Annotated in this window: 16 protein-coding genes; 14 read left to right on the forward strand and 2 right to left on the reverse strand. The window is 49.4% G+C overall.

Annotated features, from left to right (window positions below; all coding sequences use genetic code 11):
* On the forward strand, nt 1-537 hold the full coding sequence (locus tag ABFB09_RS02870) for a hypothetical protein (protein ID WP_346999736.1): 537 nt from the start codon (nt 1-3) through the stop codon (nt 535-537).
* A 43-nt stretch (nt 538-580) separates the two neighbouring features.
* On the opposite strand, the gene ABFB09_RS02875 is transcribed toward ABFB09_RS02870, so the two are convergent.
* Nucleotides 581-1684 carry a hypothetical protein gene (locus ABFB09_RS02875; protein ID WP_346999737.1) on the reverse strand — a complete coding sequence of 368 codons (1104 nt, stop codon included), beginning with the start codon at nt 1682-1684 and terminating at the stop codon, nt 581-583.
* A 125-nt stretch (nt 1685-1809) separates the two neighbouring features.
* Entirely contained in the window at nt 1810-2430 is a 621-nt protein-coding gene (locus ABFB09_RS02880) for a hypothetical protein (protein ID WP_346999738.1), read from the reverse strand.
* Nucleotides 2431-2854: 424 nt separating this feature from the next.
* Here ABFB09_RS02880 and ABFB09_RS02885 point away from each other — a divergent pair, with 424 nt between their 5' ends.
* The 13 genes from ABFB09_RS02885 to rsgA all read left to right on the forward strand — a co-directional run bounded on the left by ABFB09_RS02885 (nt 2855) and on the right by rsgA (nt 19152).
* The gene (locus ABFB09_RS02885; protein ID WP_346999740.1) at nt 2855-3544 is read left to right on the forward strand and encodes a hypothetical protein; all 690 of its coding nucleotides are present in this window, start codon (nt 2855-2857) and stop codon (nt 3542-3544) included.
* Nucleotides 3545-3788: 244 nt separating this feature from the next.
* Complete coding sequence (locus ABFB09_RS02890) at nt 3789-4913, forward strand: DNA polymerase III subunit beta (RefSeq protein WP_346999742.1); 1125 nt, start codon at nt 3789-3791, stop codon at nt 4911-4913.
* 162 nt (nt 4914-5075) lie between these two features.
* Nucleotides 5076-5378, forward strand: a complete 303-nt coding sequence (locus ABFB09_RS02895; RefSeq protein WP_346999744.1) for a hypothetical protein — start codon at nt 5076-5078, stop codon at nt 5376-5378.
* A gap of 27 nt (nt 5379-5405) precedes the next feature.
* Nucleotides 5406-5705, forward strand: a complete 300-nt coding sequence (locus ABFB09_RS02900) for a hypothetical protein (protein WP_346999746.1) — start codon at nt 5406-5408, stop codon at nt 5703-5705.
* A 242-nt stretch (nt 5706-5947) separates the two neighbouring features.
* Nucleotides 5948-6148, forward strand: coding sequence for a helix-turn-helix domain-containing protein (locus tag ABFB09_RS02905; RefSeq protein WP_346999748.1), 201 nt, complete (start codon nt 5948-5950; stop codon nt 6146-6148).
* Between the two features lie 49 nt (nt 6149-6197).
* Entirely contained in the window at nt 6198-9404 is a 3207-nt protein-coding gene (locus ABFB09_RS02910; protein ID WP_346999750.1) for a helicase-related protein, read from the forward strand.
* Entirely contained in the window at nt 9401-10168 is a 768-nt protein-coding gene (locus tag ABFB09_RS02915; RefSeq protein WP_346999752.1) for a DUF4391 domain-containing protein, read from the forward strand. Before ABFB09_RS02910 ends, ABFB09_RS02915 begins: the two co-directional genes overlap by 4 nt.
* Nucleotides 10169-12097: a site-specific DNA-methyltransferase gene (locus tag ABFB09_RS02920; RefSeq protein WP_346999754.1), complete on the forward strand. Its 1929-nt coding sequence runs from the start codon at nt 10169-10171 to the stop codon at nt 12095-12097. It begins immediately after the preceding gene.
* Between the two features lie 10 nt (nt 12098-12107).
* Nucleotides 12108-15077, forward strand: coding sequence for a DEAD/DEAH box helicase family protein (locus tag ABFB09_RS02925; RefSeq protein WP_346999931.1), 2970 nt, complete (start codon nt 12108-12110; stop codon nt 15075-15077).
* A 67-nt stretch (nt 15078-15144) separates the two neighbouring features.
* Nucleotides 15145-15600, forward strand: coding sequence for a hypothetical protein (locus ABFB09_RS02930; protein ID WP_346999756.1), 456 nt, complete (start codon nt 15145-15147; stop codon nt 15598-15600).
* A gap of 343 nt (nt 15601-15943) precedes the next feature.
* On the forward strand, nt 15944-16720 hold the full coding sequence (locus tag ABFB09_RS02935; protein WP_346999758.1) for a phage Gp37/Gp68 family protein: 777 nt from the start codon (nt 15944-15946) through the stop codon (nt 16718-16720).
* The gene (gene tcmP, locus ABFB09_RS02940) at nt 16704-17534 is read left to right on the forward strand and encodes a three-Cys-motif partner protein TcmP (RefSeq protein ID WP_346999760.1); all 831 of its coding nucleotides are present in this window, start codon (nt 16704-16706) and stop codon (nt 17532-17534) included. Before ABFB09_RS02935 ends, tcmP begins: the two co-directional genes overlap by 17 nt.
* Before the next feature lie 517 nt (nt 17535-18051).
* Nucleotides 18052-19152: a ribosome small subunit-dependent GTPase A gene (gene rsgA / locus ABFB09_RS02945; protein ID WP_346999762.1), complete on the forward strand. Its 1101-nt coding sequence runs from the start codon at nt 18052-18054 to the stop codon at nt 19150-19152.
* Nucleotides 19153-19396: the final 244 nt, after the last annotated feature.

Genomic DNA, 19396 nt, shown 5'->3' on the forward strand with positions numbered 1-19396 from the left:
ATGGAAATGGAACTGAGACCGAGCAGGGGTGGCTTCCTCCGGCCGTTTGGCTGTGGCTGGTTTATCCGGGAATATCTTCTTGGGAACGGGCCGGAGGGTTCGCCAAGGATCGACCCTGAGCGCGGCGCGCCGCAGGCCGACATCAACTACGAGTATAAAGAGGCGCTGGCCAGGGCGACGGCCAGGGAGCGAGCCGAACGGATCATCAGTAAGCAGGTGATCCGTGGCGTCGATGTCACCGAGGCATTCGCAGAAGAGATCTATCAGAAGCAGCTACGGAAGGTGTCACGGAAGTTCACGCACATGCGGTATCACTCTTTCCTAATGTATTTTGGGGTGTTGAAGAGGTTAGGTTGGGTGGAGCCCACCGAAAGGACGGAGCCATCGGCCTTTCAAGACAACTACCCGTTGGCACCGGAACGTGTCTGTTATCGGCTCACCAAAGAAGGTATGGAAGCCGGAGACAAGGTGTGGGCAAACCCGCTATTCACGTTGTACCCGGAAATTGGGCCAAGTCACCTGAAGAAATCTTGTTAGGTTATAACCATCCTGAGACTGATACTCTGGAATATCTACCAAATCATTGGTCGAATTTCATTTCAAACTGTATGTTAAGGACCTCCTCGCTCGGTTTATACGCGATGCTTAAGGGCAATTTTAACCCATCCCGAACAAAGGAGAGGATGTCTACAATTTCTTGTTTTGTGGCAGGATCACTTACTTTCACTTTGCCCAAGTGAGTCGGTACGGTTTTTTTAAATATCTTCACGTCTTTCCCGCGCCCAATAGTCACCTTCCGCGGCGTACCGGCTAAAGCAAAAAGTTTTACTATTTTTGACTTTCCCAAGTCGCCAGGTTTGGTCGATTTGAATTTTGCATCAGATATGTTCGGTAATTCGTATTCGTTTACTATCGTGCTCAGCAATTGGTTCCAGTCTTCCCTCGGATTAAATACAGGAAGCACTTCGGGTACACTACTTCTGAATTTTCCGATATCAAGCTCAGCTTCGGAGACGGACTGGTCACTATGCAACAATACATTCAACATTTCGTCTTTAGTCACGGTTCTTTCAAAGGGGTGTAATAGCACATCTCCAGATAAAGTAACGCCTTGTTCTTTGAATACATCTGTCAACAACATCGTGATGCGGTTTTTTGTGCTAGACATATTCAAAGTGGGGGCTTGGAAAAACTTGCTATCTTGAAGTATCAGGACGTGCGAATCTAGCGGCCAGATTACGAGAAGGTTATGGTATTTGTAGTTCCAATCCGTAAGCCGGTGTAAGTCATTGTCATAATCGAACGTACGGTCAAGGTATTGCTGAGTAAAGTATCCGTAAACAGTATGATCGTCTAAACATTGGAATTCGACAAATCCATAGTGATCACCCTCTGGCCCCCGTAACGCTCTGTTTGCGAGAAGCTGGTTAACTATCGCATTCTTCGTGGCCTTTGGGGAGCTTGCGACCATCGCGTTCTTCATATAGAAGACGTCGCAAGATATATTGAATTGTGTTTTTATCGACGTGTATTGGCGGGATAAACCTAACATTCCTGAAACTTGATCGCCAATTTCGCTCGTTTTTAAAACACCACCGGTCTCTGAAACGACCGAGGCAGAAATCAAACTCTCTAAACTGAGGTCAAAACGTGATTCATCATCTGATTTGACGACTTTCTTCAACTCTATCCGCGTGATTGGTCCGAATAAGAATAAGTAGCCTAACAGCCAAACTGCAAATCTGTCACTGAGTAGAGTGATTATTTGCGAATGAGTTTTCGCATAATCAACCAGCGATAAGCTAGTGCTCATTGTACCTGGAAGCCTTTTTGTTTCATTCCCTTAGCTATCTGGTGGCTTCGAACCCACTCAATTACCTTGGATTTTAGCTTGCAGCTATCGATGTCCTCTGGGAAAGAATAGTCATACACGGGATAACCCAAATTTCGGTGCAATAATATTGCCCCGGCGTCGCTATAACCACCACTATGGGCTTTATCCACACAAATAAGAGTTTTGGTTTCGATGCCGGAGTGACTTAAAAACTCGTGAGCTTCGGCCGTACTACCTGGAGATGCCCGAATCACAACTATAAGATCAGCAGCTTCGGCGATTAGCAATTCATAGGCATTGTCAGGTTTAGCACAGTTGCCGAGTCTATTGTCTTCGGCTTTCAATCGACCGACTTCCTCCTCGCCAAGAATGGCTGTCACTTCGCGAGCTCGAAGTTCATTAATAATATCAATCTTCTTTTGAGTTACAGGATGACCGTTGGCACTAGGCCCACAAACGAACACACTAATGGGCGTGATTTCGAGTTTCTTCGACGACTCAACCATTTTGGAAAACATATCATTGTGGTATTGCTGAGCCCGAGATGTCAGTGGCACGATTGAGGGATAAGTTATGCTTTTTAAGTCATCCTGCATTTCAAGAGCTCCTAATCAAGCCAGGACATTCTAACACAGGCTCGCAATAAGTAAACATAGAAATTAATCAGGACTATCCTCAGCTAACTCAACTCATAACTGCCGGTTGCTCTTTGGGATTTTCCTCTGGGGACGGGACGATCATCTAGCTATTTCTTGAGAGTGTTCAAAATGACTTTTTGTTTGACAATGAAGCTGGAAAAACACGCAAACGCACCTTAAAAACTGAACACGAAAAGCCTTGACCTGAACGCTTGCCCGAAAGGGGGAAAGCTTGAGTTCAAGCATAACAGTAACGGGGGAACAGAACCGGCCTGGGGGTTTCTGTAGCCGGTGTCACAGAGTCTGGGTACTAAAAGAAAGGCAAGGCGTTTGCCGATGGTGCGGAAAGGTCGCCACCTGTCAGACCACTAAAACAAGCGCCTTGCGTGGTTTCAAGTCTAATCGAAGCACAAAGCCAAAGCAAGCCGACACGGGCGGAAATAGTTATGACCATCTTAGCGGTAACTGGCTTACCTTCTATACGATAGCCTCAAAGTTCAGCGGTAAGGCCAAGCCGGATGAACGTGATGACTTACTTCACGACATCATCATCACCCTTGCCGACGTAGAGCGAAACAACGGACACCATCCGTTCACCGAAGCGGCGATGTACCGCATCGCCAGCCGCGCCCAAGCTCTCTACTGGCGGAAGCGTTACCGCATAGACAACGGCCTTGCCTGCGGGGACTGTAGCAAGGCACAGCGGCAAAAGTGTAAAGAGAACTGGCTGTTTGCAGCCTGCCCCAAAGCGGTCAAGCTCGAAAGCCTCAATAAGCCGGTCATAGACGACGACGGCAACACCACCGAACTCGGCGATCTGATTGCCGATGACAGGGCATTGGACCTCGATGCCTGGCTGGATGCCAGCACCTTCCTACTCCAATGCCCCGACAGGCTAATCGCCATCGCCGAAAAGCGGCGCGACGGCATTGTTCTCGACGAAACGGAGCGCCAATATCTGTGCCGTTTCCGGCGCCGCGAACAACAATCTCTGTTTTCGGATGTCACAATTCAGCCCCGTTTCGCAACTAATACAGTGGGAGCTTCGGCTATGCCAGCGGTTTGCGGGTAGCCGGTAGCTTACTACTAGGCGAAGCCGATGGAGTTGCCCAACTATCGGATAGCATTAAGGGGGTCGGAGAATAGAACAACTGAATATCGAGGGCAAGCGTTCAGGTCAGGGCTTTTTAGCGCACAAGGCGGTACTGGTCAACGCCTTATCAAGAGCACTCGCCGAAAGGGCGATGCTTCTTGACCTCACTATCGGGCGGAAAGGCTTTCTCACCTACCTTAAGTCTTTAGGCGGGTCTAACATCGTGAAAATAGTCCCGTCTAACGGTGATGCCAGCGTATCGCGGGTCGCCGGAAAATGCCTTAAGGTGATTTGCGGAGCCAACACCAGCTACCTCGAACACATGGCCTGGGTCGGCGACAAGACACCTCTTACCCTGTGCGACATCAGGGTAAGCCCCTCGAACTCGGTCAGCCCCAACCTCGGTGCGACGGAGCTATCGGACGCCCTTTCAAGAGTACTGCCCTTTACCTCGGATGAGACTACCCGCCCAATTCTCCAGTGCGTTCTCTTTCGGGTGAAAGACGGCAAGCTGTCACTTGTGGCTGCCGACGGCTACCGCCTCGCCGTGATGAAACTCCCCTTCGACGGGGACGAGGGACAGGTGCTAGTAAGCCGCGATGACCTCAAGGGCGTCACCGGAGCGTTGAAAAGAGCTAGACGGGTCAGGCTGTCGCTGGAGCATAACGGCGACAAAGACCCGATGAGCCTAGTGCTCGACACGGAGCTAATCCGCTACACGTGGCGGGGATGCGGCGGGAACTTCCCGGACTACGAGAAGCTCATTCCCACCGAAACCAACACCCGCGCCAGCTTCGACACCAATGAAGCGATGAAGGCGGTTAGCTCGCTTAAGGTCGTCGCCAACGTCAAAGCCTACGCTCTTGACCTCGCCATCGGGGACGGCACGCTGGTCGTGTCTAGCACCGATGACAAGGGGACGGCGGAGATACCCGCCGACACCACCAGCGAGCCTATCAAGGTAAGGCTTGACGGCGGATACCTCGCCGAAGCTCTGAGGGCTTGCGGCGGGATGGTGGAGCTTCGGGTCAAGGACGCAAGGTCGCCGATGCTTTTTGCCGCGCCGGACTATGAGCTGGTGGTCATGCCGATGCTTCTGCCGGAAGCCAAGAAGCCGACGGACACGGCTAAGACCGCCGAACCCGTGAAGGCCGAAGCAAGTCAGCCGGTCGAACCCGCCGAGCCGAAGGTCGAGACAGTCGAGGCCGGTACGCCGGAAGCAATTGCCGAGACAGCACCCGCCGAGGAAGTCGCCCAAGCCGTCGCCGAAGCCGAGGCCATCACCAAAGCCGAGAAGCCGAAGGCCAAGAAGCACAACAAGGCGAAGGAACCAGTCGCCGTAGCCTGAAAAACCTGAAACTTGAACGCTTGAACTCGCAAAACAGCCGCACAGAAAGAGGTGTCAAAGCCTCTTTTTGTGCTTTCTTTTTGTAAGGGGATATTCCTGCCCCATGCGGCGGGAATATCCCCTTCCTGTTTTTCTAACGCAACTTGAAAGGAGGTGTTCATTATGGCTGCACTGCTGGTAATCAACCCCATTGTTCCTTTAGGCCAGGTGGTGGCTACCCGGGGAGTTCACACGCTGGCCGGTGAGAAGCCGGAGTTTGCCGAGTTCATGCGCCGTTCTCTGAATCGCCATGCCAGAGGCGATTGGGGAAATCTCGATGAAGGGGACAGGAAGGAAAACGAATTAAGTCTGAAACAGGGCTTTAGACTGCTGTCAGCCTATGAGGCCGATGATCTACCAAAGATATGGATCATCACCGAGGCCGACAGGTCGGCAACAACGATTCTATTCCCCGAAGAATACTAGGGCTAACTACCTAAAGGAGGTTAAACTATGCCCATGAAGTGGAGCGTTCTTAAGGTCAATGAGGCGATGGATATGGTCGAAGAATTTATCGGCCAAGCCGCCGAACCGCTGGAACAGGCCAGGATTGTAGCGATCGCGGCAAGGAGCATCGCCGACATTCCGCAATACGTCGATGAACGCTTAGCCCATCTAACCAGCAGCATCGGACGCATCGACCACATTAAGGGGGCGATAAAGACAGTCCGGGAGTCTTTGCCAGCTGGTGCCGTGGTTGAAGAGCGAAAGAGAATCGAAAACGGCGACCAACTTGTCCTGGTAGCCCGATAATGACGAGGGTGTTCCTTCAGAAGAATGCCGATACGTAAACATCAAAAAGAAGCCCTATCGCGTTCGACCATTACTCGATAAAGAAGCGAGTGTAAAAAAGAGGTCCTGAAATTTTCAGGACCTCTTTTTTGTGCAGATCGGACTTCACAACTTACTGGCTTATTCGTCTGCTCCTCTCTTGATTTATCGGTGTCGCAATAGTAATATTGCGACACCGATAGGTCTTCAGGAGGGGAAATGTTATGCCGGTGCTTGATAACTATTTCAATGTGATCGAAGCAGCTGAAGTCCTTGGCGTTCATTGGGAGACGGTGAAGCGTATGTGTCGTGAAGGTCGCATTCCAGCCAAGAAGATTCACAATATGTGGCTGATTGACAAGAACGAAGTAGCACAATTTGCGTCGAGCTACAATGAGCCGAGGCGTGGTAAGAGGAAGAGATAGCAATGTTATGCGTCGAGTTCTAACCTAGTCTAGTTTGGAGTTTACACTAATGAAACTCATTAGGAACGCCGGTTGCGATCGAGTAGTAGATGAATTACGGCGTGTCATCGTTCCGAAATCGGCCTTGGACTTCTCTTCTTCTGGTTTTTCCCTCTTTGCTTTTGCCGAGTTGAACGACCTGTTGGAGAAACTTAATGTATGTCGGTTTGTCCTGCCAAACACTCATGATGGACTGGGATTGACCGGTTCGGATTCGGATCGTGCTTTTCGAAATCGTCTTCAGCAGCGCTGGTTGGCACGCGAGTGTGCTAGATGGGTGAATGACAAGGTCGATCTAAGAGGGGTGAAAACAACTCTACCACAGTCGATTGTTATTGCGCACAAACCAGATAGCGGGGCTCAAAGTGCCATCACCGGGGCATGTTCATTCACTACTGAGGGTTTGGGGATTACACCCGGCAATCAGTTCAGCCTGATCCAATGTTCTGAGGCTCCCGAGGAGTCCGCCATACTCGGTTCCTGGTTTACCAACCTTTGGAATTCGTTGCCAGCCTCGGATGAGTTCAAGAGCTCATTTTTAGCTCGCCTGATGGAAATCGCCAGCGTGAAAGCCCCGTCACTCATTTATTATTTGACGCTTTTCCATATTTTTAAGGACGTCGAAGACCAGCTGGACGAGGAACGGGTTGTGAAATCCGCGACTGGTATCCGTAACACGGTGGTTTGGAAAAAACTCTATAAGTTCCAAAAAGATGGTGTTATCGGGGCTATCGATAAACTGGAACGCCTCGGAGGCTGCATAATCGCCGATAGCGTCGGCCTCGGCAAGACATTTGAGGCTCTGGCAATAATCAAATATTATGAGCTCCGGAACGACCGTGTGCTTGTACTAGTGCCCAAACGTTTACGCGATAATTGGACCCTTTATAAAGCCAATGACCGCCGCAACATATTATCCTCTGACCGATTCAATTACGACGTTCTCAATCATACCGACCTTTCGCGCGATAATGGCACTTCCGGCGATATCGATCTGGCGCACATCAACTGGGGTAATTATGATTTGGTTGTGATCGATGAATCCCACAACTTCAGAAACAAATCCACGCATAACGACCGCGAGACGCGTTACGGCCGCCTAATGCGCTGCATCATTAAAGAGGGCGTTAAAACCCGTGTGCTGATGCTTTCCGCCACTCCGGTCAATAACCGCCTGGCAGATTTGAAAAACCAGATTGCCTTCATCACCGAGTCAGATGATATGGCGTTGTCGACACATGGCATCTCCAGCATCGAGAATACGGTTGGGAAGGCGCAATTTCAATTCAATCGCTGGCTGGGTCTGGAAGAAAAAGAGCGTAGGCCTTCGCTACTCATCGACATGCTCGGTTTCGATTATTTCAAGCTTCTGGACCTGCTTACGATTGCTCGTTCGCGAAAGCACATACAAAAATATTACGGCATTGACGAGACCGGTCGTTTCCCGGAACGGCTAAAACCCATCAACATCAAACCGGACGTCGATAGCGCGGGTGAATTCAGGTCTATCCGAGAGATCAATGACGAGATTCGGCGCCTCACACTTGCCGCCTATGCACCTTTGCGCTACGTACTTCCTCACAAACAGGCGGTTTATGACGCCAAGTACAGTACACGCATACGCGGGGGCGAGAGCTTCTTCCGCCAGGTCGACCGGGAAGAGAGCCTGGTGCATTTGCTCCGTATCAACGTTCTAAAGCGCATGGAGAGTTCCGTAACTTCGTTCGCACTTACCGTTTCTCGCCAGATCGAAGACGTGAACGCGACATTAGCCAAGATTGAAAACCACGAGAAAGCGATCGATGAAATCGATATCGAAGACATGGATCTGGACGATGCGTCATTCGAGAGTTTACTCGTCGGACGGAAGGTGAAAGTGCTCCTCCAGGACGTGGATCTGATCCGCTGGAAACAGGATCTTATCGAGGACCGCAACCGGTTGGCCACACTCGTTTCGGCCGCCAAGCAGGTCGATTCTGCGCGCGACGCCAAGCTTAAGGCGCTTCGGGAAGTGATCGAGAATAAATGCAGACGGCCGCTGAACCAGGGCAATAAGAAGATCATCGTGTTCACTGCCTTCGCGGATACCGCGCATTATCTTTACGAAGAACTCTCTAGCTGGGCGCAGGAGGAATTGGGGCTGCAGTCAGCCCTCGTCACCGGTGTCGGCCATAATCAAGCCACGCTCCCCGGGCTCCGCAAGGATTTCACCAGCATCATCACCGCCTTTTCACCGCGCTCCAAGGAACGTCCGGCCGACTTCGCCTGCGAGGGCGATATAGATTTACTAATAGCGACCGATTGCATCAGCGAAGGTCAGAATCTCCAGGATTGCGATACTGTCGTTAATTACGATATCCACTGGAATCCCGTTCGCATCATCCAACGCTTCGGCCGCATCGACCGCATCGGCTCTTCAAACGAGGTTATCCAGCTGGTCAATTTCTGGCCCAACATGGAGTTGGAGGAATATATCAATCTCGAACAGCGCGTCAGCGGGCGTATGGTACTGCTGGATATTTCAGCTACCGGAGAAGAGAACATCATAGAGCATCAGTCAGGCAACCAGATGAACGACCTCGAATACCGCCGCAAGCAGCTCCTCAAACTACAAGACGCGGTGATTGACCTCGAAGACCTCAGTAGCGGCGTTTCTATCGCCGACCTCACTCTCAACGATTTTCGCACCGATCTGGCCGATTTCATGAAAGATCACCCCGGGAAACTGGACACCTATCCTTTTGGGACGATGGCGGTTACCACTTCCCAGGAGGCCGGTGAGTCATATATACCCCCGGGTATCATATTCTGTCTGCGGGTTGTCGGCGATAACGCGCTAAAATCCATCGAGCCCGGCTATCCGCTTTCGCCCAACTACGTCGTTCATGTAGGCCAAGACGGAGCGGTTCTGCTCCCATTCACGCAAGCCCGCCAAGTCCTCGACAGATTAAAACGGCTTTGTATCGGCCGGGATTTTCCAGATGCCGTCGCCTGCTCATCATACGAAAAGGCAACCAAAAACGGCTTTGACATGAGCGTTGCCCAAGATTTGTTGTCGGTGGCCATCGCCTCCATTGTCGGGAAAAAAGAAGAACGTGCCCTCGCCAGCCTATTCACACCAGGCGGTACGTATGCCATCAAAGGCGAATTCCAGGGCATCAATGATTTCGAGGTGATCGCGTTCCTTGTCGTGTTTCCGGAGGCCCCCGGCAAATGAACTTGACCGCGGTTATCAACGCTTTCTCGATTCCATCCGAAGCCCGCCTGGACCAGCGAGTGCCAAAAAAACTGCTGCTGGAACAGGATATCCCAACTGCCGCGGATAAACGCCTGATTCAAGATGGCATCGACGAACTCCTCTGGGTTGCGGCCTTAAAGCCCACTAATATCGGGGTGCCTTCTTTTCGGGATGATGTTCGCGAATATCTTGAAATCGCCATTCTCTCGGTGAAACTCCGTGTATCCGCCAAAGCGCCCCGCCTTGTCGAGTTGATCCATCGCGCCATTCCATACCCGGTAGTGCTTGTCGCTTCACAGGACGAGGCTATCAATCTTTCACTCGCCCACAAGCGCTGGTCCCAAGGCGAGATAGGCAAAGTCGTTATCGAAGATTTACGCCGCACCGCACCTTTCAAGCCAGACGAGCTGACCAGTGACGAATCCGCGTTTTTAGCCAGTCTGGCGTTATCGGGTCTACCCGGTGACAATCTGTTTACCTTATATCAAGGATGGCTCGACTGTGTCTCTGCATTGGAGGCTGCCCGCCAAACCGGCGAATTCGTGCGCCCGATCTTCGGTGTGAAGGCGGCCAACCTGCGTAAGAGCCTCGATGAATTAACTCGAATCCAACACAATATTGTCCTCTTCCGAGCCCAGGCAGAAAAAGAAAAGCAGGTTAGCCGCCGCGTGGCATTGAATCTTGAAATCCAGCGGCTGGAAACCGGATTGGCCGCCATCATTGCGAGCCTGAAGGACGAATAGATGAAGAAACTGACCACCCAGGATTCCGAAACCAAATCGACTGATATCATCAAAGAGAATATCGCCGAGCTAAAAACCCTCTTCCCTGAAGCCCTCACAGAGGACAAGGTTGATCTCAATGTGCTCAAGCAACTACTCGGCGGCAAGGTCGATGAAACCGAGGAGAAATACGGTCTCAACTGGCTTGGCAAGCGCAGGTCCCGCCAAATTGCTTTGACTCCTTCTTCAGGCACTCTTCGTCCGTGCCCGGGGGATAGCGTTGACTGGGAAACTACACAAAATCTCATGATAGAAGGCGACAATCTCGAAGTTCTAAAACTTCTTCAGAAGAGCTATGCCAGGAAAGTGAAGCTAATTTACATTGATCCGCCCTATAACACTGGTAGCGACTTTGTTTATCCTGATGATTTTCAGGACAACATCAAAAACTATCTAATGCGAACCGGACAAATGGAATCGGACGGCCGGAAGAACTCAAGCAACACCGAAGCATCTGGGCGGTGGCATACCGATTGGCTCAACATGATGTATCCGCGCCTGAGGTTGGCCCGGAATTTACTCAGGGATGACGGGATGATATTTATTAGCATCGATGATAATGAAATAGCAAACCTGAGGAAAATGTGTGATGACATTTTTGGAGAAGAGAACTACCGTAATATGGTGGTTATTCGGAGGGGAGCGAAGTCCGTCCAAGCCCAGTTTAACACCTGGGACAAATTGGGTAGTGGATACGAGTTTATCTTAATATATTCCAAATGTTCAGACTATCGATTTCCACAAATGCGTAGGTCATTGGACGAAACACGCTCTGGGAGCTGGAATAATCATTGGCGAGGCACTGATCGCCCAACTATGCGCTATCAACTTCTCGGGATAACACCTGAGACTGGACAATGGCGCTGGTCACAATCACGCAGTGAAATCGCAGTTAGTAACTTTCAAGAGATGTTATCAACAATTGGAAAGACCAAAGAAGCGATAACACAAGAAGAAATTGATGCGTACTATGTGGAACGAATTGATGATGACTTGGACTTCATCAGACTTTCATCGAATGGAAATCCAGAGCATTACGTTCCACCTTCTGATAGTGTTCTACTTAACGATATATGGTTCGACTTACCGACAAGTAGCTCGAAAGAAGTTCTTGCCCTTTTTGAGCAGAAGAAGGTTTTCGACAATCCTAAACAAACACGCTTAATTCAACGGATATTGGATTTTGCCGATAAAGATGCCATTGTCCTTGATTTCTTTGCCGGCTCCGGAACAACTGGCCACGCGGTCATGGCTCAGAACGCAAATGATAATGGTATGCGTCGATATATTCTTATCCAGCTGCCCGAAGCGCTTAATCCTCAAGAAAATGGCCAAAAAATCGCTGCGAATTTCTGTGACAAGCTTGCGAAGCCACACAATATCGCAGAACTTACAAAAGAACGGCTTCGTCGAACCGCGAAAAAAATACGAGACGAGGCCCCCCTTTTTATGGGTGACTTAGGCTTCCGCGTGTTCAAACTCGATTCAAGCAATATCCGGGCATGGGAACCGGACCGTGACAACTTGGCGGCGACATTAGAAGCGCACGCTGAACACATCAAAACCGATCGTACTGAGCAGGATATCCTGTTCGAGTTGCTGCTAAAGCTCGGGCTTGACCTAACTGTGCCAATCGAGCATAAAACCATTGCGGGGAAGACAGTACATAGTATCGGCGCTGGCACGCTGATTGTCTGCCTAGACACCCAAATCACATCCGCCGAAGTCGAGCCGCTTTCGCTCGGTATCGTGGAGTGGCACAAGCAACTAGCGCCGGCGGGCGAAGTCCAAATTGTTTTCCGTGATAGTGCCTTCGCTGATGACGTGTCAAAGACAAACCTCACCGCGATTCTCGATCAATACGGTCTGGAAAACGTGAGGAGTCTCTAAAACCATGACGATGAAACTTCAATTCGAGCCAAACCTAGACTATCAGCATGATGCTATCGAAGCAGTGTGCGATTTGTTCCGCGGCCAAGAAATCTGTCGTACTGAGTTTACCGTTACCCGGGAACTTGCGAGCGATCAACTGGGCTTGCCAGGAATGGAGAATGAGTTAGGTATAGGCAACCGTCTCCAACTCCTGGATGACGAAATACTAAGGAATCTGGGAGATATTCAACTCCGGAATGGTCTCAGACCATCTCCGATTCTGGCCTCTGGCGATTTCACGGTTGAAATGGAGACTGGCACCGGAAAAACATATGTCTACCTACGTACTATTTTTGAGTTGAATCGGCGGTACGGTTTCACAAAATTTGTCATCGTCGTCCCGTCTGTAGCCATAAAAGAGGGTGTTTACAAGACGTTGCAGATAACTGAAGAGCATTTTCAGAGCCTTTTTGCCAATACTCCCTTTGAATACTTTCTCTATGACTCCAGCAAGCTCGGTCAGGTGCGGAATTTTGCAACGAGTCCCCATATCCAGATTATGGTGGTAACGGTAGGCGCAATCAATAAGAAAGACGTGAATAATCTCTACAAGGACAGCGAGAAGACTGGCGGAGAGAAGCCTATTGACCTCATCAAGGCTACCCGGCCGATCCTAATCGTGGATGAGCCTCAAAGCGTGGACGGTGGCCTGGAGGGGCGTGGCAAAGAGGCATTGGGAGCCATGAACCCCCTAAGCACATTGAGGTATTCTGCTACTCACGTTGATAAGCATCACATGGTGTACCGTCTGGACGCGGTCGACGCTTATGAGCGGAAATTAGTCAAGCAAATCGAAGTAGCCTCCCTCCAGGTTGAAGGCGGTCACAACAGAGGTTACGTAAAATTGATATCCACGAGTAACAAACGAGGATTCTTTACCGCTAGGGTCGAACTTGATGTGCAGGAACTGACGGGAGTGAGTCGGAAAGAAGTTAGTGTCAAGCCGGGTGATGATCTTCAGCAGGTTGCAGGCCGAGCTGTATATGCGGATTGTTTGGTACAAAACATTGGATGCAAAATCGGCGACGAATACCTCGAACTGAGTAACTTGGAGAAACCGTTGCGCCCTGGCGAAGTCATCGGGGATGTCGCGAGCGATGAAATCAAACGACTCATGATTCGCCGTACTATAGAGGAACATCTGGACAAGGAACTACGCTTGCGACCGCAGGGGATCAAAGTCCTAACTTTGTTCTTCATCGATAGGGTTGAATATTACCGCAGATACAATGACGATGGTGAACCGGTTAAGGGTAAGTATGCCGTCATGTTCGAAGAAGAATATCGCAAGGCTATCGCAAAACCGAAATACCGCACACTTTTTCACGACGTGGATTTAGAATCGGAGGCCACCGAAGTACACGATGGTTATTTTTCCATTGATAAGAAGGGAACCTGGACAGACACCGCCGAAAACAACCAAGGCAACCGTGAAAATGCTGAACGTGCCTACAACCTTATCATGAAGGAAAAAGAGAAGCTATTAAGTCTTGACACGAAGCTGAAATTTATCTTTTCCCACTCCGCGCTGCGGGAAGGCTGGGATAACCCGAATGTTTTCCAGATTTGCGCCATACGTGATATTGGTACCGAACGAGAACGTCGCCAGACAATCGGACGCGGATTGCGCTTATGCGTGAACCAGCAAGGCGAGCGTCTGCGCGGTTTTGATTTCAACACACTTACCGTCATCGCCACAGAAGGGTATGAGCAGTTCGCTGAGAATCTCCAGAAGGAGATTGAGCAGGACACCGGTATCCGTTTTGGTATCGTGGAGAAGCATCAGTTCGCCGCTCTCCCGATTAAGGACAAAGATGGACGAACTGCGGCGCTTGGTGTCGCACAATCCGAAATCCTTTGGGTACATTTGAAAGAAGCCGGGTATGTGGATGCCAAAGGGCAAGTTCAGAACTCCCTGCGTATCGTGCTAAAAGAGGATACGCTGGAGCTCCCTGAACCGTTTCAACCGCATCTCGCACAAGTAAAGGACATCCTGCGGAAACTGACAGGCAAACTGGATATCAAGAATGCGGACGAACGTATGCAGGTGAAGACTCGACAGGCTGTCCTTCACAGCGAAGAGTTTCAGGCTCTTTGGGATCGCATTAAACATAAGACCACCTATCGAGTGCATTTTGATAACAACAACTTGGTGACGGAATGTGCAAGGGCGCTCGCAGACTGCCCACCGATTACTAGGATGAGAGTTCAAATTCGTAAGGCCGACATCGCTATCGGTCGAGGTGGCGTCTTATCGGAGGAAACGGCTGCCGCGGCACCGATCACAATTGAAGAAAGAGATATTGAATTACCTGACCTGCTGACGGACCTTCAGGACAAGACGCAGCTAACTCGCCGAAGTCTGGTGCGCATCTTGACTAACAGTGGCCGTCTGGATGATTTTAAACACAATCCTCAGCAGTTTGTTGAGTTAGCGACTGATTCGATCAATCACACTAAGCGCTTGGCCTTGGTGGATGGTATTAAATACCGGCGGCTAGGAGACGAATACTATTACGCCCAGGAGCTCTTTGAACAAGAAGAACTGACCGGGTATCTCAAAAACATGCTGGCTTCCGAGAAGTCGGTTTATGAGCACGTCGTTTATAGCTCATCTGGCGTCGAACGCACCTTCGCCGAAGGCCTTGAAAAGAATGAAGCTGTGAAAGTCTACGCCAAACTTCCTGGTTGGTTCAAAGTCCCGACTCCCTTAGGCAGCTACAATCCGGATTGGGCTGTGTTAGTTGATAAAGATGACACTGAACGTCTCTACTTTGTGGTCGAAACCAAGGGCAGCCTTTTTACAGAGGACTTACGCGACAAAGAAAGCGCCAAGATTGAGTGTGGCAAAGTACATTTTGATTCTATTGCGGTTATTGATAATCCAGCGAGATTCGTTGTAGCTAGAACGATCGGTGATCTAATGAAACATGGTTGAAACGAACCTAAATCACATCAAATCATGTTCGTATTATCTTAAATGATATTCAATGAGGGATTACAGCATGGTAAATGAAAGTAAACCATTAGGATCCGAAGATTCTAGCGCTGTTGAATTTGTAAAAGAAATGTTGGCTGGCGATCCGACATACGCAATCAACTTTGATCGAATTCAATGGGATCACGAAAATAAACGCTATGTCATTGTGGAATTTCTACTTTGTGAGGAAAAACAATCAACAAGAGGGATTACACCTTTATCTAGCCATCCTAACAGGTATTTCATGAAGAATTCAATGAAATTCATATCCCTTTGGAAACTTTCGCAAGTCATTGGGGCCAAATTATTTCTTGTAAACTACTCTAAAGCTGGCACTTCATACGAAGATCAAGTTTTATTGATGGAAGTTCAAAATGTAGACGCAACGGCCTCTGCTCCTGTACAAACCATCAATTCTCCGATGACAAGACAAGAATTCTCCTCATGGTTCAGAACTCTCAATCGAAGAGGGCGCACTTAGTCGTAACTGGGACTTGGAGAAATATGGCTGGAAAAAATCACCCCGGAGGTTGCACATGTCTTGAAATGCCGAATTGTCGTACATGCATGGAAAATGAGGCTACTAAGCAAGCAAGACAACAATGTAGTTATTATTTAGCAATGATTAAAGTCGCGCGTAAGTATCCAAAAACCGGCCCACGGTGTCTACATAAAACACCCCCTGAGGCTTAGCGAATGATAAGATTCGGGGCGAGTCATGCGTAATTGACTTAACAATCACTGCCGATGAAGGTACGCTCCCAAGGTTTAGCGGGGCTGTCACTTTAAGTGTTAAAATGGCTCGATTGATCAAGGCGGTATCAATGTCTTTTGAGTCATCTATCGAGTGGACACAGGCGACTTGGAATCCGGTGACCGGATGTTCTGAGATATCACCCGGTTGCGCCCATTGCTATGCTGCAAGGTTCGCCAATCGATTAAAATGTATGGGTAACCCAAGATACACAAATGGTTTTCGGGTTACTATGCATGATGATTTAATTGACCTCCCCCTTAGTTGGAAGCGCCCAACTCGGATTTTTGTCAATTCCATGTCTGACCTTTTCCACGAGGAAATACCTCTTGAATTTATCGAAGCTGTATTTACAACGATTAGTACTGCTTCTTGGCACAGGTTTCAGATACTTACGAAACGGGCCTCACGTCTTTTAGAAATCTCACCCTATTTATCATGGCCAAGTAATCTCTTGATGGGCGTAACCGTCGAGAATCAGGATTATATTTGGCGCCTTGAGAAGCTGAAAAAAGTACCGGCTGCAGTGAAATTTGTGTCTTGTGAGCCATTGTTAGGACAACTGAATTTGCCACTTGAGGATTTGGATTGGGTGATAGTAGGAGGGGAAAGCGGGCCTGGCGCACGCACCATGGATTTGAACTGGGTAAGGGAGATACGCGATCAATGCTCCCTGGTCAAGCTCCCGTTTTTTCTTAAACAGCTTGGTGGTACCAGGAACAAACGAGGTGAACAACTTGCACAATTGGATGGCCAGTTGTGGAAGGAATTACCCGAAATTCTCTTGATGAAATCGTACCCATATAAAGAGAACGACGTCCGGAGGAATCGTGTGCGATCGCTGTAAGTCAAAACCAAATTCAGACGGCTACCCCCTCTTAGAATTGGGCCCATGGGCAAAAAACAAACTCCACTACTTAAGGTACTATTCATCATTGTTTACGAACGGCATGAAAAGCCGGTGGCCTGAGACTGTCTATTTAGACTTATTTGCCGGACCTGGATTGTGTACTGTTCGCGGTACCGGGGAAACAATTCAAGGATCGCCGATGATTGCTCTAAGCCAAATGCCTCCTTTTACACATTATGTTTTTGTCGATTCAGATAAGAGTCATATCAATTCGTTGAATGCCCGATCCCAGTCTATTAACGCTGCCGGTGAAAAACTGATCCTTCCAGGGAATTGTAATAATAGTGAAATCATAAACAAGATCGTCAATTTCATCCCACCGAATGCTTTATGCCTGGCCTTCATCGACCCATTCACTTGGGATATAGATTTTAAGACACTTCGGGCTCTAACAGGATCCCGCCGTGTGGACATCATCCTTGTATTCCAAATCGGAGGGATTAAACGGGCGATCGAGTCGAGCACGACCTCATTGGATCAATTTTTTGGGGACGATGGGAAATGGCGAAAACTGGTAGCTAACGCTTTGCCTAATCAACGCACAAGGTCACTTTTAGATCATTATCGGCATCAACTCTCGTCTTTAGGTTATCTTGGTCAGCAGTATCCAACTGAAGTTTCCGTCGTCAATACCAAAAATGTGCCCCTATATTACATGGTTTTTGCGACAAAACACCCTAGAGGGCAAGATTTTTGGCAAAAGGCAATTCACCACTCTGCAACCGGCACAAGGACACTGCCCGGATTTTGAGAACAAGCTCGTCCATGTCATGAAATCTAAAATCGCAGGTTGAAATTGTGTTCAATTATTCTTCTCAGGATTACCTATTGTTCCTCGGGCTCCGCATGAGGATGACTTGAACCGGTTTACTATAGGGCATCGAACTCGATCTCGAATACAGGAGTTCTGTCTGTCGTACACCGTAGCCCACCATTCCAGCCTCAATAATCGACACTATACGGCCGTAAGGCCGTTGATTCAGGTAAGTTGACTCCAGCGGATCGCAGTGATAGTATCATTGATATTAAACGTAAAAGGAGGGGTGTTGATGTTGGTCGTTGTTAAAACCGCGGTTATCACACCCCGGCAGGTTTCAGGCTGAATAGTAGTTACTTGTTCTTTGACTGAACTACTAGTCGTTCCACCGGAACGGCTTTTGTTTTTCTCTTGATTAAGTGAGGTCCAGCCGGCCGCGGGGTGTCATCCGCGGCTTTTTTGTTGGTGAAATAATTCAGTGAATTACCTACTTTAAGAATTGGAGAAAGCAATGAATATCGATCAAAGTGAAAATCAGCTAACGAACCTCGACGCTCTTGGCTGGGATTCATTTTTTCAGCAGCACTTTCAGAATATGGAAATCCCGGATTCGGTGCCGGCCAGAGTGAGTTCCGAGTCCAAAGGCTCGTTTCAAGCATACAGCCGATACGGTGAGTTTACAGTTAAGGTGACGGGTAAAATGAGGCGCCTTGCCGAGGCGGGAGAAGACTATCCGGCAGTCGGCGATTGGGTAGTCATTAACCCGTTGCCCGGCGAGCAAAAAGGTATGATCCAGGCGGTATTACCGAGAAAGAGCAAGTTTTCCAGGAGAGCCGCAGGGGAGCGCACGGAAGAACAGGTCGTCTCAGCTAATGTCGATACCGTTTTTATCGTCAGCGGCTTGGACGGCGGCCGGAGTTTTAACCTGCGAAGGATCGAGCGGTACCTAACGCTGGCCTGGAACAGCGGAGCTACACCGGCCATCGTCCTGAATAAAATCGATGTTTGCTCGGATGTCGATGCCTTTATCCGGGCTGTCGAAGACATCGCTCCGGGAGTATCCGTCCACCCTGTCAGCGCCAGGAATCGGATCGGGTTAGATGCATTGAAGAAGTACCTGTCGAAAGGGAAAACAGCCGCCTTTTTAGGCTCTTCCGGCGCTGGCAAGTCCGCCCTCATCAATGCCTTACTCGGCCAGGAGAAACAGGAGACCGGGGACGTTCGGCAGGATGACCGCATGGGCAGGCATACCACTACCAGGCGTGAGCTCATTCTTCTGCCCGGCGGGGGCGTTATGATCGATACCCCCGGCATGAGAGAGATCCAGATGTGGGCCGGAGAAGAGGATCTCCAGGGCGCCTTTCACGATATCGAGACGTTGGCCAGGGAATGCCGCTTCAACGATTGCAGTCACAGCGTCGAATCCGGCTGCGCCGTCAGAGCGGCCATTGAGCGGGGTGAACTGGACTCCGGTCGGTTGGAAGGTTACCTGAAGATCCAAAAAGAGATAGTTTTTCTGGACTTGAAGGAAGAGGGTGGTACCCGTCTTGTTGAAAAGACGAAGTTCAAGCCGATAGCGAAATTGGTAAAAGAAATGAAAAACAGGCCTTGAGAATAATTTATCTTTTGACCATGTCCAGCATATCCACCTGGAAACTGGAAACGGTAGACAACTGTTTGAGATATCTGGAATCAAGTGTGGGTGACCCAGCTACGTGAAGGTCATCAATGACCCGTGGGTGACTAGATTAAACAGACATGACGCTCACAAATACTTCGAAGTATCGTGATTTGTCTGCTCTCTTGACAACCCCCAGCAACGGGTATAACATATGTAATATATTACAGGTGTAATA

The organism is Dehalogenimonas sp. THU2 (genome assembly GCF_039749495.1).
Classification (GTDB): domain Bacteria; phylum Chloroflexota; class Dehalococcoidia; order Dehalococcoidales; family Dehalococcoidaceae; genus Dehalogenimonas.

Excerpts from the sequence above, each read along its gene's own strand:
- ABFB09_RS02895 (WP_346999744.1), top strand. The coding sequence starts at position 5,076 with ATGGCTGCACTGCTGGTAATCAACCCCATTGTTCCTTTAGGCCAGGTG.
- ABFB09_RS02870 (WP_346999736.1), top strand. The coding sequence starts at position 1 with ATGGAAATGGAACTGAGACCGAGCAGGGGTGGCTTCCTCCGGCCGTTT.
- ABFB09_RS02900 (WP_346999746.1), top strand. The coding sequence starts at position 5,406 with ATGCCCATGAAGTGGAGCGTTCTTAAGGTCAATGAGGCGATGGATATG.
- ABFB09_RS02905 (WP_346999748.1), top strand. The coding sequence starts at position 5,948 with ATGCCGGTGCTTGATAACTATTTCAATGTGATCGAAGCAGCTGAAGTC.
- ABFB09_RS02910 (WP_346999750.1), top strand. The coding sequence starts at position 6,198 with ATGAAACTCATTAGGAACGCCGGTTGCGATCGAGTAGTAGATGAATTA.
- ABFB09_RS02920 (WP_346999754.1), top strand. The coding sequence starts at position 10,169 with ATGAAGAAACTGACCACCCAGGATTCCGAAACCAAATCGACTGATATC.
- ABFB09_RS02915 (WP_346999752.1), top strand. The coding sequence starts at position 9,401 with ATGAACTTGACCGCGGTTATCAACGCTTTCTCGATTCCATCCGAAGCC.
- rsgA (WP_346999762.1), top strand. The coding sequence starts at position 18,052 with ATGAATATCGATCAAAGTGAAAATCAGCTAACGAACCTCGACGCTCTT.
- ABFB09_RS02935 (WP_346999758.1), top strand. The coding sequence starts at position 15,944 with ATGTCTTTTGAGTCATCTATCGAGTGGACACAGGCGACTTGGAATCCG.
- ABFB09_RS02930 (WP_346999756.1), top strand. The coding sequence starts at position 15,145 with ATGGTAAATGAAAGTAAACCATTAGGATCCGAAGATTCTAGCGCTGTT.
- ABFB09_RS02925 (WP_346999931.1), top strand. The coding sequence starts at position 12,108 with ATGAAACTTCAATTCGAGCCAAACCTAGACTATCAGCATGATGCTATC.
- ABFB09_RS02880 (WP_346999738.1), bottom strand. The coding sequence starts at position 2,430 with ATGCAGGATGACTTAAAAAGCATAACTTATCCCTCAATCGTGCCACTG.